12 protein-coding genes are annotated in these 16,059 nt (G+C 73.9%); 9 read left to right on the top strand and 3 right to left on the bottom strand.

Annotated elements, in window-relative coordinates; genetic code table 11:
* Window positions 1-7 precede the first annotated feature (7 nt).
* Window positions 8-802 carry a response regulator transcription factor gene (locus ACIBIW_RS31765; RefSeq protein ID WP_399341148.1) on the bottom strand — a complete coding sequence of 265 codons (795 nt, stop codon included), beginning with the start codon at window positions 800-802 and terminating at the stop codon, window positions 8-10.
* 533 nt (window positions 803-1,335) lie between these two features.
* Between ACIBIW_RS31765 and ACIBIW_RS31760 the strand changes: the two genes are divergently transcribed.
* The 6 genes from ACIBIW_RS31760 (at window position 1,336) to ACIBIW_RS31735 (ending at window position 6,740) form a co-directional block, all read left to right on the top strand.
* Entirely contained in the window at window positions 1,336-2,544 is a 1,209-nt protein-coding gene (locus ACIBIW_RS31760; RefSeq protein WP_399341146.1) for an SfnB family sulfur acquisition oxidoreductase, read from the top strand.
* A gap of 46 nt (window positions 2,545-2,590) precedes the next feature.
* Complete coding sequence (locus ACIBIW_RS31755) at window positions 2,591-3,748, top strand: LLM class flavin-dependent oxidoreductase (RefSeq protein ID WP_399341144.1); 1,158 nt, start codon at window positions 2,591-2,593, stop codon at window positions 3,746-3,748.
* Between the two features lie 132 nt (window positions 3,749-3,880).
* Entirely contained in the window at window positions 3,881-4,051 is a 171-nt protein-coding gene (locus ACIBIW_RS31750) for a hydrophobic protein (RefSeq protein WP_399341142.1), read from the top strand.
* A 145-nt stretch (window positions 4,052-4,196) separates the two neighbouring features.
* Window positions 4,197-4,643 (top strand): MarR family winged helix-turn-helix transcriptional regulator, encoded by a 447-nt coding sequence (locus tag ACIBIW_RS31745; RefSeq protein WP_399341140.1) that lies wholly within the window; start codon window positions 4,197-4,199, stop codon window positions 4,641-4,643.
* Window positions 4,640-6,064: an MFS transporter gene (locus ACIBIW_RS31740; RefSeq protein WP_399341139.1), complete on the top strand. Its 1,425-nt coding sequence runs from the start codon at window positions 4,640-4,642 to the stop codon at window positions 6,062-6,064. Before ACIBIW_RS31745 ends, ACIBIW_RS31740 begins: the two co-directional genes overlap by 4 nt.
* 115 nt (window positions 6,065-6,179) lie before the next feature.
* Window positions 6,180-6,740, top strand: a complete 561-nt coding sequence (locus tag ACIBIW_RS31735; protein WP_399341137.1) for a cysteine hydrolase family protein — start codon at window positions 6,180-6,182, stop codon at window positions 6,738-6,740.
* A gap of 81 nt (window positions 6,741-6,821) precedes the next feature.
* On the opposite strand, the gene ACIBIW_RS31730 is transcribed toward ACIBIW_RS31735, so the two are convergent.
* Complete coding sequence (locus ACIBIW_RS31730) at window positions 6,822-9,581, bottom strand: family 78 glycoside hydrolase catalytic domain (protein ID WP_399341136.1); 2,760 nt, start codon at window positions 9,579-9,581, stop codon at window positions 6,822-6,824.
* A 286-nt stretch (window positions 9,582-9,867) separates the two neighbouring features.
* Here ACIBIW_RS31730 and ACIBIW_RS31725 point away from each other — a divergent pair, with 286 nt between their 5' ends.
* A complete protein-coding gene (locus tag ACIBIW_RS31725) occupies window positions 9,868-10,449 on the top strand; it encodes a TetR/AcrR family transcriptional regulator (protein WP_399341134.1) in 582 nt (193 codons plus the stop codon).
* A gap of 48 nt (window positions 10,450-10,497) precedes the next feature.
* Here the strand turns inward: ACIBIW_RS31725 and fusA are convergent, their stop codons facing one another.
* Window positions 10,498-12,597, bottom strand: a complete 2,100-nt coding sequence (gene fusA, locus ACIBIW_RS31720; protein WP_399341132.1) for an elongation factor G — start codon at window positions 12,595-12,597, stop codon at window positions 10,498-10,500.
* A gap of 466 nt (window positions 12,598-13,063) precedes the next feature.
* On the opposite strand from fusA, the gene htpG reads away from it, so the two are divergent.
* Both htpG and ACIBIW_RS31710 read left to right on the top strand, forming a co-directional pair.
* Complete coding sequence (htpG, locus tag ACIBIW_RS31715) at window positions 13,064-14,917, top strand: molecular chaperone HtpG (RefSeq protein ID WP_399341129.1); 1,854 nt, start codon at window positions 13,064-13,066, stop codon at window positions 14,915-14,917.
* Window positions 14,918-15,103: 186 nt separating this feature from the next.
* Window positions 15,104-15,976 (top strand): hypothetical protein, encoded by an 873-nt coding sequence (locus ACIBIW_RS31710; RefSeq protein ID WP_399341128.1) that lies wholly within the window; start codon window positions 15,104-15,106, stop codon window positions 15,974-15,976.
* Window positions 15,977-16,059 lie beyond the last annotated feature (83 nt).

The following is a 16,059-nucleotide window of genomic DNA, read 5'->3' as shown; positions in this document are numbered from 1 at the left end:
CCCGCCGCTACTCCGCCGCCTTGATCAGGTACCCGGCGCCGCGCCTCGTGTGGATCATCGGGGCCCGGCCGCGGTCGATCTTGCGGCGCAGATAGGAGATGTACAGCTCGACGACATTGGCCTGGCCGCCGAAGTCGTAGGACCAGACGCGGTCGAGGATCTGGGTCTTGCTGAGCACCCGGCGCGGGTTGCGCATGAGGTAGCGCAGCAGCTCGAACTCGGTGGCGGTGAGGGAGATCTCGTCGCCGCCGCGCCATGCCTCGTGGCTGTCCTCGTCGAGGACGAGGTCACCGACGGTGAGCAGGGCGCCCGGCGGGGGCGCGGCTGCGGCGGCGCGCCGCAGCAGCCCGCGGAGCCTGGCGACGACCTCGGCGAGGCTGAACGGCTTGGTGACGTAGTCGTCGCCGCCCGCGGTGAGCCCCGCGATACGGTCCTCGACCGCGTCCCTTGCGGTCAGGAAGAGCACCGGGATGCCGGGCAGGTCGGCGCGGAGCCGGCCGAGCACGGTGAGGCCGTCCATGTCGGGCAGCATCACGTCGAGCAGGACCGCGTCGGGGCGCCAGGCGCGGGCGGTGCGCAGCGCTCCCGCGCCGTCGGGCGCGGCCCTGACCTCCCAGCCCTCGTAGCCGAGGGCGAGCGAGAGCAGGTCGGCGAGGGGCGCCTCGTCGTCGACGACGAGGACGCGCACCGGGCCGCCGTCGGGCCGCCGCGGCTCCCGCTCGGGGCGCGGCAGCACGCCCCGGCCCGCGGCAGGCGCGGTCGGCGGCGCGTACGGGGTCGGCGGGGACACAGCTACGGTCATGTCCAGCATGCTGGTCGGCGGTGATGAGAGCGGCCTTGGTGCCCGCTTCGAAACTCCTGAGAATCGACGGCGGCGCTGCCGTCCCGCACGTGCTCCTCGGCGCCGTGTACGACCATGCCGTGCGGGGCGCGGACGGCCGACGCCTCATGTACGGGGCCGCCCCCCGGGCGTATCGTCAGGAGCCGAGCGGCCCGACTCCAGGCCCCCGGTGTGCGGGGGCGAGCGGGAGCCAGGGTGGTGTACGGCAGGGACGGACGAGGGGGTGACGCGCCGGTGCGGGATCTGTGGGAGCTGACCTGCCGCCGCCATGTCGACCTCGTACGCGTGTCGAGCGCCCTGTGTATCCGCCCCTGACCGGCCACCGCGACCACCCCTGACCGGCCGCCGCGACCACCCCGGAGCGCCCTGGCGGCCCGCCGCCGCACTCTGACCGGCGCCCGGCGTCCCACCTGCCGTGGCCCCGTACCGGGCGGGGGTGCCCCGTGCACCCGGGCCGCCCCCGCCCGTCCCGTCCGCCGCCCCCGGAGCTGCCCGTGTCCTTGCCCGCCGCCTCCGCCCGCCCCGTCCATGTCATCGCCTCCGACGCCGAGGCGCTCGCCGTGGCGGCCCGTCTCGCCGACGCGTTCCGTCCCGGCGCCGCCCGCAGGGACGCGGAACGGCTGCTGCCGCGCGAGGAGATGGCGCGGCTCACGGCGTCGGGGCTGCTCGGCGTCACCGTGCCGCGCTCCTGCGGCGGCGCCGAGGTGTCGGCGCGCACCCTCGCGGAGGTGTTCCGGCTGCTCGCCACCGCCGACGCCAGCCTCGCGCAGCTCCCGCAGAACCACTTCGTGTACGTCAACGTGCTGCGCGCGCAGGGCAGTCGGGCGCAGCGCGAGTTCTTCTTCGGAGAGGTGCTGGCCGGGCGCGGCTTCGGCAACGCCCAGTCGGAGCGCGGCGGCAGGCACATCCAGGACTACCGCACCCGGCTCACCCCGGACGGCGCGGGCGGCCATCTGCTGACCGGTGAGAAGCACTACGCCACCGGGGCGCTGTTCGCGCACTGGATACCGGTGCTCGCGCGCGGCGCGGGTGACGCGCTGCACGTGGCGTACGTGGAGCGCGGCGCGCCCGGGGTCACCGTCGTCGACGACTGGGACGGCATGGGGCAGCGCACCACCGCGAGCGGCACGGTGCGGCTGGCGGGCGTGGCGGTGGCGGACGACCGGGTCGTCCCCCATCACCTCACCTTCCAGGGGCCTCAACTGCACGGCGCCAACGCCCAGTTGCTTCATGCCGCGATCGACGCGGGGCTGGCGAGGGCGGCGCTCGGGGAGGCCGCGGAGTTCGTGCGCACCAGAAGCAGGCCGTGGTTCGAGAGCGGTGTCGAGACCGCCGCGCAGGACCCGCTGCTGATCCAGCAGTTCGGCGAACTTGACCTGCGGGTGCGGGCCGCCGAGGCGCTGCTCGCCGCCGCGGCCGACGCGGTGGACACCGCCGCGGCCGGTCTCACCGACGAGACCGCGGCGACGGCGTCGCTCGCGGTCGCGGCGGCCAGGGCGGAGGCGGCGCGCGCGGCCGTCGAGTCGGGCAGCGCGCTGTTCGATCTTGCCGGGACCAGGGCAGCCCAGGAGGGGCTCAACCTGAACCGCTTCTGGCGCGACGCGCGCACCCACTCCCTGCACGACCCGGTCCGCTGGAAGGTCCAGCACCTGGGCCGGTACGCCCTGAACGGCACCAGGCCCCCCAGACACGGCCTGCTGTGACCCCGCGGCAGGCCACGCCCCCGTCCCGCCACCCCCGGAGAGCCCCGTGAGCCTCACCTTCCACTGGTTCCTGCCCACGTACGGAGACAGCCGCCATGTCGTCGGCGGCGGGCACGGCGTCCCGACCGGGTCCGCGGGCGGGCACCGCCCCGCGGATCTGGGGTACCTCGCCCAGATCGGCCGCGCCGCCGAACAGCTCGGCTTCGCCGGGGCGCTCACCCCGACCGGCGCCTGGTGCGAGGACGCCTGGCTGACCACCGCGATGCTCGCGCGGGAGACCGAGCGCCTGAAGTTCCTCGTGGCGTTCCGCCCCGGGCTGCTCTCCCCCACGCTCGCGGCGCAGATGGCGGCGACCTTCCAACGGCACTCCGGCGGGCGGCTGCTGCTCAACGTGGTGACCGGCGGCGAGAGCCATGAGCAGCGCGGCTATGGGGACTTCCTCGACAAGGAGGCCAGGTACGCGCGCACCGGGGAGTTCCTGGAGATCACGCGGCGGCTGTGGCGCGGCGGCAGCGTCACCTTCAGGGGCGAGCATCTGCAGGTGCAGGGCGCCGAGTTGGGGCGGGTGCCCGACCCGGTGCCGCCGGTGTACTTCGGCGGCTCGTCGGCGGCGGCGGGCCGGGTCGCGGCGGCGCACGCGGACGTGTACCTCACCTGGGGGGAGCCGCCCGCGCAGGTCGCCGAGAAGACCGAGTGGATACGGGGCCTCGCGGCCCGCGAGGGCCGCGCCCCGCGCTTCGGCATCAGGCTGCACGTGATCGCCAGGGACACCGCCGAGGAGGCGTGGGCGCAGGCGCGGCGGCTGCTCGACGGGTTCTCCGAGGAAGCGGTGCGCGCGGTGCAGGAGGGGCTTTCGCGCAGCGAGTCGGAGGGGCAGCACCGGATGCTGGCGCTGCACGGCGGCAGTACGGAGCGCCTGGAGGTGTCGCCCAACCTGTGGGCCGGGATCGGCCTGGTGCGCGGCGGCGCGGGGACGGCGCTGGTGGGCAGCCATGCGGAGGTGGCCGACCGTATCGCCGAGTACCACGCGCTCGGCATCGACGAGTTCATCATGTCGGGGCACCCGCACGTCGAGGAGGCGTACTGGTTCGGCGAGGGGGTGCTGCCGCTGCTGGCGCGCCGCGGCCTGTGGACCCGCCCGACGGCCCCGGCGGCGGAACGGGCCGAAGCCGGGGTGCCGTTCGCGGCGGGGGTCCGCCCCTAGCCACCGTCCCGCCGGTGCGGGGCCGGTTCCGCCCCGGCGGTGCGTGGTCGGCGGGGAGCGGGGCAACCGGGAGTCATGGCGGGGGGATTTCGGGGAACCTTCTGCCTGAGGGACCTTTTGGAGGTAATTGACATGGTTGCTCTGCTTGTCGTGCTGCTGCTGGCTCTGATCCTCTTCGGCGCCGGCTTCGCCGTTCAGGCGCTGTGGTGGATCGCCGTGGTGGTGGCCGTCGTATGGCTGCTCGGCTTCGTCATCCGCCCCGCCGCGTCCGGCGGCCGCAGGGGGCGCTGGTATCGCTGGTAGCCGAACCCCTTCCCCAGGGGGCGGCGGCCCCGGCAGACCGTTGCCGGGGCCGCCGCTTCGTCATGACACGCCCCCTCCCATATCGACAGCCCAGCCTGTTCAGCCGAAACTGGACAGGCCAAGCTGAAGGTTTTACGGTGGGGGCATGCCAGAGAACGGAACGGCGTCGGAATCCGCCGTGCGCGCCGCCCGTGAGCTGCGGATCGTCTTCAGCAGGCTGCGCAGGCGGCTGAAGGAGACGTACGACACCGAGGGGTTCACGCCCTCCCAGACCTCCGCGGTCAGCCGGCTGAACCGGCAGGGCCCGATGTCCGCGAGCGATCTCGCGGCAGCCGAGGGGGTGCGGCCCCAGTCGATCGCCGCCACCCTCGCCGTCCTCGACGAGCGCGGCATGATCACCCGCAGCCCCGACCCCGGCGACCGCCGCAGGCAGTTGGTGGCGCTCAGCGCGGCGGGCGCCGCGTTCCTCACCGACCGGCGCAGGCTGGGCGAGGAGTGGCTGGCGACGGCGCTCGAAGAGAAGTGCACGGAGGCGGAGCGCGCGACCGTCATCGAGGCCATGGCGCTGGTCGAGAGGCTGATCGGCCCGTGACCACCCCGTTCGCACGGCTGGTGGGCAGGCTGCGCCCCGGCGCCGGGAGCGGTGGCGCGACCGCGTTCGACCGCAGGCTGCTGGCCCCGATGATGCTGGGCTCGGTACTGAACCCGGTGAACTCGTCGATCATCTCGGTGTCGCTCGTCCCGATCGGCGCCGCGTTCGGCGCCCCACCGTCGAGCACCGCATGGCTGATCTCCGCGCTCTATCTGGCGACGTCCATAGGCCAGCCCGTGGTGGGACGGCTGATCGACCTGTTCGGGCCGCGTCGGCTGTTCCTCGCGGGCACCCTGCTGACCGGCGTCGCGGGCGTCGTCGGCGCCCTCGCGCCGAACCTGGGCGTGCTGATCGCCGCCCGCGCCATCCTCGGCTTCGGCACCTGCGCCGGCTACCCGGCCGCCATGTACCTGATACGCAGCGAGGCGAGGCGCACCGGGCACGACAGCCCGGCGGGGGTGCTGACCGCGCTCGCGGTCACCAACCAGACCATCGCGGTCATCGGCCCCTCGCTCGGCGGGCTGCTGATCGACCTCGGCGGCTGGCGCACCACCCTCGCCGTGAACATCCCGCTGGCACTCGCCGCGGGCGCCCTCGGACTGCTCCGGCTGCCGAAGACGACGCCGCCGCGCACCGCGGGCAGCACACGGCCGCTGGCCGAACTCGACCCGGCGGGCATGGCGCTCTTCGCGGCGGCGCTGCTGTCCCTGCTGCTGTTCCTGATGAGCCCGGCGCCCGGCAACTGGTACCTGCTCGCGCTGGCGGCGGCCGCGGCCGCGGGCTTCGCGATACGGGAGCTGCGGGCCCCGAAGCCGTTCATCGACCTCAGGGTGCTCGCGGGCAACTCCCCGCTGCTGCTGACCTACGGGCGCGCCCTGCTCGCGTACGTCGTCTCGTACTCCTTCCTCTACGGGTACACCCAGTGGATGGAGGACGGGCGGGGCCTCGGCGCCTCGCGGGCCGGGGTCGCGCTGCTGCCGCTGTTCTGCGTCGCGATCGTGGTGTCCACGGCGACCGGGCGCCGCACCGAGATCCGCGGCAAGCTGCTCACGGGCGCGGTGGGGCAGCTCGCGGCCTGTGTGATGCTGCTCGCGCTGGCGCCCGACAGCCCCTTCGTGCTGCTGCTCGCCGTCGCGTTCGTGCTCGGCGTGCCCCAGGGGCTCAACGGCCTCGCCTTCCAGAACGCCGTGTACTACCAGGCGGAGCCCGAGCGCATGGCGTCGTCTGCGGGGCTGCTGCGCACCTTCGGCTACCTCGGCGCCATCGTGTCGTCCGCCGCGGGCGGCGCCTTCTTCCCGGAGCGCGCCGACACCCCGGGGCTGCACCACCTGGCCTGGTTCCTGATCGCCGTCGCGGCGGTGTTCCTGCTGGTGACGGTCCTCGACCGGTCGCTGGGCGCGGCGCCCGCCGCGGAGAAGTAGCCCCGGGAGCGGCCACCCCCGACGCACCCCCCTCAGCCCCCCTTCCACAGGCCCGTATCCGGGCCGACGAACGTGACGTTCCGTCACCGACCGTTATGAGAGAGGCAGTTTCCCCATGAGCGACACCAAGGACACCGCACTGCTGGTGATGGACGTCCAGCAGGGCATCACGGGACGCGTCGAGGACGAAGGCTATGTGCCGCGGCTCGCCCGCGCCGTCGAAGCGGCGCGCGGCGCCGGGGTGCGGGTGATCCACGTCGTCATCGGCTTCCGCGCCGGGCACCCCGAGATCAGCGCCGCCAACAAGTCCTTCGGCGCCATGCCCGACGGTGTGTTCACCGCGCAGGACCCGGGCTCGGCCAACCACCCTGCCGTCGTGCCCGCCGAGGGCGAGACGGTGGTCACCAAGAAGCGGGTGAGCGCCTTCGCGGGCAGCGACCTCGACATGGTGCTGCGCGCGGGCGGCATCCGCCATCTGGTGCTGTCCGGCATCGCCACCAGCGGTGTGGTGCTGTCCACCCTGCGGCAGGCCGCCGACCTCGACTTCCGGCTCACCGTGCTCTCCGACGGCTGCTACGACCCGGACGAGGAGGTGCACCGGGTCCTGGTGGAGAAGGTGTTCCCGCGCCAGGCCGGCATCACCACCGTCGACGAGTGGAGCAAGGCCCCCGAGTAGCCCGGCGGCGCGCCCGGCACGGGCGGGGGCCGCGCGGCCCGCGAGTTCCCCCCACGGGAACGGGCCGCGCGGCCCCCGCGGTCACCCCCCGGTGAAACGCCACTCCCCCGAGCCGACCGAGAACACCGCGTACGGCTTTCCGTCCGCCCAGGTCCGCACGCCCCGCGCCCGTGCGCCCGCGGGGCCGCGCGGTGGCCGCGGCGGGCGCCGCCCCAGCGGTACGTACACCGTGGCGGTGGCGCCGAACGGCACCCGCACGTCGAGCGTCACCACGCCCTCGGCGTCCGTCTCCCAGGACGAGCCGACGGTGCCGTACGGGCTCTCGTACGTCGCGGCGGCGTGGGTGACACCGCCGACGACCGCGGGGCGCACCACCAGTTCCCGGAAGCCCGCCGAGCCGTCGGCCTGCTGGATACCGGCGAGTTGGGAGGAGAACCACTCGTCCACCGCGGAGAGCATGAAGTGGTTGAGCGAGTTGGCCATGTCCCAGAACTCGGGGAGCGAGGTGGCGCCCTGTGCCACGAAGTAACCGTAACCGGGCGCCGTGGGCTGGGTGACGAGGGTGTGCACCAGGTCGTTCCTGCCGTGCGCGGCCAGTACCCGCAGCGCGGAGGGCAGGGCGATCTCGCCGACGTCGAGATGGGTGTCGTTGGCGGTGACCGCGGCCACCAGCGCCTCGAACACCGCGTCCTCGTCCTCCCGTGGCACCGCCCCGATGTCGAGCGCGAGCGCCAGCGACGCCTGGGTGCCGGTGGCCACGGTGCGGCCCTCGGGGTCGTACCAGCGCGCCCGGAAGGCGTCCCTGACGGCGTCGGCCGCCGCCCCGAACTCCCGGGCGTCGGCGTCCCTGCCGAGTACCGCGGCGATGTTCGCCATGCCCTCGGTGGCCCTGAAGTAGCCAAAGTTGGCGACCAGTTCGACGTCGGTCCGCGCGTCGCCGCTCAGCAGCTCCGCCCAGTCGCCGAGCCCCTCGTCGTACACCACGAGCCCGTCGACGGCCCTGGAGTCCAGGTGGCGCAGATAGCCGCGCATACCGGCGTAGTGGGCTTCGAGGGTGCGGGTGTCGCCGTAGTGCCGGTACATCTGCCAGGGCATCAGGATCATCGCGGAGCCCCAGTTGGGGTCGTCGCGGAAGCCGCCGGAGAACACCGTGTACTCGGGCGCGATGTCCGGCACAAGGCCCGAGGGGAGCTGGGCGTCGGCGATGGTGCGCACGATGCCGCGGGCGTAGGCGGCGATGTCGTAGTTGCGGGCCACCGCGCCGAACACGAGCTGGTTCTGCTCCATCCAGCCCAGCTTCTCGCGGTGCGGGCAGTCGGTGAGGACGCTGTACATGTTGCTCTGTATCGCGCGGTCGCACAGCCGGTGCACACCGTCCACCACGTCGTCCGACGAACGGAACGTGCCCCCGGGGGCGTTGTCGGCGCGGATCACCAGCGCGCGTGCCCCGGTGACCCGTACGCCGTCGGTGACACCGCGCACCTCGAAGTAGCGGAAGCCCTGGTAGACGAACTCCGGGTGCCAGATGTGGCGGCGGCCGTCGCCGGTGAAGGTGTTGAACACCGGCTGCCCCGAGCCCGACTGGTCGACGCGGCCGTCCTTCAGCCGCTCCGCCGGGTACACCGACACCACCGTGCCGGACGGTGCCTCGACGGTGATCTCGGGCCAGCCCGCCGCGTTGGTGCCGGTGTCGTAGAGCAGCACGCCCTCGGCGGGACCGGCGAGCAGGGTGGCGTCCAGGGTGTCGACGACGCGCAGCGGGGGCGCCGCGCGCCCGGTCAGCCGGGTGGTGCCGGCGGGCGGCCCGACCACGGCCGCGCGGTCCCAGCCGCTCCTGTCGGTGCCCGGCAGGTCCCAGCCGGGGAGGGCGCGGCGGGCGTCGTGGTCCTCGCCGCCGTACCAGTGCGCCAGGGTGGTCGGGCCCTCGGCGGCCGCCCAGCCGTCGCCGGTGGCGAGCGCGTCGCGGGAGCCGTCGGTGTACAGGACTTCCAGGCGTGCGACGGCGCGTGGCGCGCACATGGTGCCGGTGAACTTGGTGTAGCGGCCCTCGGTGTCCGCTACGTCGTCGATGCCGGTGCCGAGCCTGATCCCGACGGCGTTGCGGCCGCGGCGCAGCAGCCGGGTGACGTCGTAGGTGGCGTACTCGGCGTGCCGGGCGAGGACGGTGTTCGCGGGTTCGAGCACCTCGTCGCCCGCGGCCTCGCCGTTGACGCTGCACACGAAGATGCCGCCGCCTGCCACATGGAGCCGGGCGCGCGCCACGGCGCGGCGCGCGGTGAACTCGCCCACCAGGACCGGGAGCGCGGTGTGCGGCGCGTCGCCTGAGGTCCAGCCGGGTCCGGTGATCCACGCGGCGTCCGCCCAGTCCTCCGGGGTGGTCAGGCCGAGTTCGAAGGTGGCGGTGCGGCTCCACGCGGAGACCCGGCCGTGGGTGTCCCAGGTGCGGGCGCGCCAGTGCACCAGGTCCCGGGAGCCGAGTCTCCTGCCGCCGTAGGGCAGGGACTGCCGGGGGCCCTCGACACGGCCGCTCGACCAGAGGTCGGGCCGCCCGGCCGCGAGCGCGGCGGCGGTGGAGGCGGCCTGGACCTCCACCGCGCCCTGCCGCTCGCCGCGTTCCGGCGAGGTGACCTGCCAGGAGAGCAGGGGCGCGGTGTCGTCGATGCCGCACGGGTCGACCAGGTCGTCGGCGCGCAGCGCCCCGGTGACGGGCCGCGCGCCCCCGTGCCCTGCCGCCGCGGCGGCCCCGCCCGCCCCGGCACCGCCCGCGGCGAGCGCCCCCGCGGCGACGGCCGCGCCGCGCACCACCTGTCTGCGGCTGGGGTGTGCCGGGGTGGACTCCATGGCGGGGCGGCTCCTTGCGCGCGATCACCGGGGACTCGTACGGCACGGAGCAGGGGGCCCGTACGGGAGAGCGGGGGATGAATCGATTCAGACGCGATGGCGGGAGACTCTATTGAGGGCCCCTGGGCGAGTCAATACGTCGTACGGGCATCGGGACGCACGGGCCCGCCGGGCCCCTGTGCGCACCGCGGCGGGGTGCGGTCGGCACCGGTCGGCGGGCCGGGGACCGGTGCCGCGCTGCTGCTAATCTCTGAAGATCGTTTTCCGTCCCGGTCCTGGAGGTTTCATGGCGTCCGAGGCCCCCGACGACGAGCGTGCGCGCGACCGGCTGCTCGAAGCGGCGGAGCGCGTGTTCTACGCACGGGGCATCCAGGCCGTGAGCATGGCGGAGCTGCGCACCGCCGCAGAGCTGCCGCTGAAGCGGATCTACGCGCTCTACCCGGGCAAGGACGAGGTGGTGTGCGCGTTCCTGCGGCGCAGGCACGACCGCATGATGGCGGTGATCGGGGCGCGCGTCGACGCGGCCGGGCCCGGGGCGCGGGTGGCCGCGCTCTTCGACTGGCTGCGCGACTGGTGCGCCGAGCCGGGCTTCAGGGGCTGCGCCTGGATGAACGCCTACGGCGAACTCGGCCCCACCAACGAGGCGATCGCCGCCGAGGCGCTGCGCCACAAGCGCGTGTTCCATGAGGTGGTGACCGGCGTCCCGCTGGCCGAGGGGCACTCCCCCGCGGTCGCCGAGGGCGTCCACCTGCTGGTCGAGGGCGCCATCACCGCCGCCCAGGTGGAGCGCTCCCCCGCCCCGGCCGACCGGGCGCGCGCGGCGGCGCTGCTGCTGACGTCCCGGGGGCGGGACCCCGGGGGCCACTGACCCACGGTGTGCGGCCCCGCCCGTGTGGGAGGGGCCGCACACCCGGCGTCAGCCGGCCGCGGCGGCGCCGGCGTCCTTCGCGGGCGCCGGGGCGTAGCCGCTCGGCCTCGCGGTGAAGGTGCCACGGCCGTGGGTCCTGCCGCGCAGCCGGGTCGCGTAGCCGAACACCTCGGCGAGCGGCACGGTGGCGGTCACCACCGTGGTGCCCGCCCTGGCCCACGAGCCCGAGACCCGGCCCCGGCGCGCCGCGAGGTCGCCGAGGACCACGCCGAGTGCGTCGTCGGGCACGGTCACGGTGACCTCGGCCACCGGTTCGAGCAGCACCATGGCGCTGGCCCGCAGCGCCTCGCGGAGCGCGAACCTGCCCGCGGCGCGGAACGCCATCTCCGACGAGTCCTTCGGGTGGGTGGCCCCGTCGGTCAGGGTGACCCGCACCCCGCTGACCCGGTGCCCGCCGAGCGGCCCCTCGGCGAGCGCGTCGCGGCAGCCCGCCTCGACCGCGCGGGCGTACTCCTGCGGCACCCGGCCGCCGACGACGGTGGACGCGAACGCGAACTCCGCGCCGTCGCCGCCGGTTTCCCTGTCGAGCGGGGCGACGTCGAGGACGACATGGGCGAACTGCCCGGCACCGCCGTCCTGTTTGACGTGCCGGTACCCGAACCCCGTCACCCCGCGGGCCACCGTCTCCCGGTAGGAGACCTTCGGGCCGCCCACGGCGGCCTCGATGCCGTGGGCCCTGCGGATCTTCTCCACGGCCACCTCCAGGTGGAGTTCGCCCATCCCGGACAGCAGGGTCTGGCCAGTGTCGGGATCGGTGCGCACGGCGAGCGAGGGGTCCTCCTCGACCAGCCGCGCGAGGGCGGCCGACAGCCGCTGGGTGTCGGTGGCGCGGCGCGCCTCGACCGCCACCGACACCACGGGCTCGGGCGCGGTGGGCGGTTCGAGCAGCAGCGGCGCGCCGGGCGCGCACAGGGTGGTACCGGCGCGGGCGGTGCGCAGTCCGACGACGGCGACGATGTCGCCTGCCCTGGCGCGGTCCACCTCGGTGTGCCGGTCGGCCTGGACTCGCAGCACCCGGCCGACGCGCTCGGTGCGGCCGGTGGTGGCGTCGAGCACGGTGTCCCCCTTTCCGAGCGTTCCCGAGTACACCCGCAGGTACGTCAGCCGTCCCGTGGCGGTCGCGGCCACCTTGAAGGCGAGCGCGGCCAGCGGCGCCGCCGGGTCGGCGGGCCGCTCCCGCGGCTCGCCGCGGTGGGTGCCGCGCACCGGCGGCACGTCCGGCGGCGCGGGCAGATACGCGACGACGGCGTCGAGCAGCGGCTCCATGCCGCGGCCCCGGTAGGCGGAGCCGCAGAGCACCACGAGGGCGTCGCCGGTGCGGGTCAGCTCGCGCAGCGCCCGCACCAGGGTGGCGGTGGACACCGTGCCGTCGGCGCAGAACTCGTCGAGGGCGCGGGGGTGCAGCTCCGCCACCGCCTCGTCGAGCAGTCGGCGCCGCCGCGCGGCCTCCTCGGCCAGCGCGCCGGGCACCGGGCCCTCCTCGGGGGCCTCGGCGCCGTCGGCCCAGATCAGGGCGCGCATCCGTGTCAGGTCGACGACGCCCCTGAAGCCGTCCTCGGCCCCGATGGGGAGCTGCACGGCGAGCGGCACCGGGTGCAGTCGGCGTCTGATCGACTCGACGGCGGTGTCCAGGTCGGCCCCCGCGCGGTCCAGCTTGTTCACGAAGGCGATCCTGGGGACGGCGTACCGGTCCGCCTGCCGCCACACCGACTCGCTCTGCGGCTCGACCCCGGCGACGGCGTCGAAGACGGCTACGGCGCCGTCGAGGACCCGCAGCGAGCGCTCGACCTCGTCGGCGAAGTCGACGTGTCCGGGGGTGTCGATGAGGTTGATCCTGTGCCCGTCCCAGTCGCAACTGACGGCCGCGGCGAAGATGGTGATGCCGCGGTCGCGCTCCTGGGAGTCGAAGTCGGTGACGGTGGTGCCGTCGTGGACCTCGCCGCGCTTGTGGGTGGCCTTGGCCAGGTACAGGAAGCGGTCGGTGACGGTGGTCTTGCCCGCGTCGACATGGGCGAGGATGCCCAGGTTGCGTACGGCGGACAGCGGTGTCCGCGCTGCGGGAGCGGTGTGGTTGCGGTTGGCACGCATGGCCCTTCGGCCTCTCCTCGGTAGTCCACGGTGGACGGCGCGATTCCCGTGCGGGCAGCGGCCGACCGGGGCCGGGCCCTGGTCAGGCGTGCGTCACGGGCGTCCGGTCCGGCCGCGCAGCCGGCACCGGGCGGGCGAAGACACCAGGATCACCTCGAAGCGTGACGGGGGGACGGCGGCAGCGGTGCGGTGGCGCACGGCCGGACTCCCCTCGCTCGTCACGGTGCGCGGACCGCCCGGAGGCGGCGCGCGGTACGCCAGGAGGGTAGCGGGGCGCCGCCGCGGCCCGCACCCGCTTTTCCCGGCCGCGTCGTACGCCCCTTTCCCTGCCGCGTCGTACGCCCCTCCCCACCTGCGGACCGGGGTTGCCGGGACGCCGCACGGCGGGGGTGTGCGAGCTATATCCTCCGAGGGGGGAAAACGACCCGAACCGAAGGCACCCGGGAGTAAGGGAGTAAGGGAGTTCATGACCACCGAGACGCTGGAGTTCCAGGCCGAGGCGCGCCAGCTCCTGGAGTTGATGGTCCACTCGATCTACTCGAACAAGGACATCTTCCTGCGCGAGCTGATCTCCAACGCCTCCGACGCCCTCGACAAGAGGCGGCTCGCCGCGCTCACCGACGAGGCCCTGAAGACGGACGACCCGCACATCCGTCTGGAGGTCGACGAGGAGGCCAGGACGCTGACCGTGCGGGACAACGGCATCGGCATGTCCCGTGACGACGTCGTCGGCCTCATCGGCACCATCGCCAGGTCGGGCACGGCCGAGATGCTGCGCAGGATGCGCGCGAACCGCGAGAACGGGGAGTCGGCGGAGCTGATCGGCCAGTTCGGCGTCGGCTTCTACGCGACCTTCATGGTGGCCGACCGGGTCGGCCTCGTCACCCGCAAGGCCGGGGAGGACACCGGGACGCGCTGGGAGTCGTCGGGCGAGGGCACGTACACGATCGAGACCGTCGAGGACACCACGGACCTTCCGGTGGGCACCGCGGTGACCGTGCACCTGCGGCCCGCGGACGAGGAGGACGCGCTCCACGACTATACGGACACCGCGAAGATCCGCGAACTCGTCAAGAAGTACTCGGACTTCATCTCGTTCCCCATCCGGATGGGCGAGTCCACCCTGAACTCGATGAAGGCCCTGTGGGCCAGGCCGCGTTCCGAGGTGAAGGACGAGGAGTACAGCGAGTTCTACCGGCACATCAGCCACGACTGGACCGATCCGCTGGAGACCGTGCGGATGCGGGCCGAGGGCACCTTCGAGTACGAGGCGCTGCTGTTCATCCCGGCGCGCGCGCCGCACGACCTGTACCAGCAGGGCGGCAAGCACGGCGTCCAGTTGTACGTGAAGCGCGTGTTCATCATGGACGACAGCCAGGAGCTGGTGCCCGACTACCTGCGGTTCGTGCGGGGCGTGGTGGACGCCGCCGACCTGTCGCTGAACATCTCACGGGAGATCCTTCAGCAGGACCGGCAGATCCATCTGATCAGGCGCCGCCTCGCGAAGAAGGTCCTGGCCACGGTCAAGGACCTGATGGCGAACGACACCGAGAAGTACCGCACGTTCTGGCGGGAGTTCGGGCGCGCGGTCAAGGAGGGCCTGCTCGGGGAGGCGGAGGACCGCGGCGCCATCCTGGACATCGCCTCGTTCGCGTCCACCGCGGGCGAGGAGCCCACCACCCTCGCCGAGTACACCGGGCGGATGAAGGAGGGGCAGGACGAGATCTACTACATCACCGGCGAGAGCCGGTCGCAGGTGGAGAACTCGCCCCATCTGGAGTCGTTCAAGGCGCGGGGCTTCGAGGTGCTGCTGCTGACGGACCCGGTCGACGAGATCTGGGTCGAGACCGTCGCGGAGCACGAGGGCCACAGGTTCCAGTCCGTCGCGCGTGGCGAGGTGGACCTGTCCGCGACCGACGAGAAGCCGGCCGAGGAGCGCGTCGAGGAGTACGCGCCGCTGCTGTCCTGGCTCGGCAAGACCCTGGAGGAGCAGGTCAAGGAGGTACGCCTCTCGACCCGGCTCACCACCTCCGCGGCCTGCCTCGTCGGCGACGAGGGCGGCATCACGCCCACGCTGGAGAAGATGTACCGGGCGATGGGCCAGGAGCTGCCGCCGGTCAAGCGCATCCTGGAGCTGAACCCCGACCACCCGCTGGTCACCGGGCTGCGCGCGGCGCACGAGCGGTCCGCGGACGCGGAGGGCCTGCCGGAGACGGCCGAACTCCTCTACGGCACCGCCCTGTTGGCGGAGGGCGGCGACCTCGCCGACCCGGCACGCTTCTCCCGGCTGCTCGCCGAGCACCTGGCGAAGACGGTGTGAGCCGCGCGGCGGCCGGTCCCGCGAGGGCGCCGGCCGCCGCCCTCGGCGGGTCTGCCCGTACGGCCAGACCCGCCTCGCACGTTCAACGGGCGTTCGGGGCAGGTTTGTTACCCAGGGGTAGTGCGGCGGGGTGCGGGGTTCTAGGCTCGGGTTCCCCACTGCGGAACTGACGAGGTGACAGTGAAGATGAGACGCTTGCGTCCCCGTACCCGCACCGCCGCCAGAGCGGGCACGGCGCTCCTGGGAGCCGCGGCGCTGACGGCGGTGTGCGCCGCCGCCGCGTTCGCCGACCCCTCCGGCTGGGTGCGTACCGGCAGCTCGACGGTGAACTCCTTGACCGGGGGCGAGGGGCTCGCCACGTACGACGACGGCTCGCTGCTGTACCGGGGGCTCGCCTCGATCCCGCTGGAGCTGCGGGTCAAGGGCTGGAACCACGTCGGTGACCCCGACATCGCCGACGGCGACGTCTTCGACGCCTACCAGGGCCCCGACGACGGGACGTCGAAGATGTTCGCGGTGACCACCCCCGACGGGCAGCGCTACGAGTACACGCACCCCCTCGACACGGGCGAGAAGATCAACAACTCCTTCGCCGCGGTGTCTCCCGACAACCAGTGGCTGGTGTCGGGCGAGTGGGGCGACCAGGACCGGCTCCAGGTCTTCCCCGCGCCGCTGCTGAACCCGTCCACCCCGAAGACCGGCGGCACCCTGCCGCAGGCGGGGCAGATCTCCCTCGACCACCCGGTGCGCGACATCCAGGGCTGTGACTTCGTCACGGACACCCGGCTGGTGTGCGTGTCCGACGACGCGGCCACCGACCTGTGGCCGGACGCGCGCCCGCTGCTCCAGGTCGACCTGCCGCACGCACTCGACGGCGAGCAGGTCACCGGCAAGGTCAGCGAACTCGGGCCGCTGCCGCAGGAGAGCGTCTGCACCGGCACGTTCGAGACCGAGGGTGTCGACTACCACCCGGGCTCCGGCGTCCTGCGCGCCCAGGTCGTCTCGCCCGGGGTCTGCATGGTCAGCACGACCGTGTACGAGTACCAGCAGGGCGGCTGACCCGGCCGGGAACTCCGTCGCGGCGGCGCCACCCGTTCCCGGGGGCGCCGCCGCTGTCGTCCAGGGGTGTCCCCCGCCCCCGG

The organism is Streptomyces sp. NPDC050560, assembly GCF_044457285.1.
Classification (GTDB): Bacteria; Actinomycetota; Actinomycetes; order Streptomycetales; family Streptomycetaceae; genus Streptomyces.
This window is presented reverse-complemented; position numbering and strand designations above follow the sequence as displayed.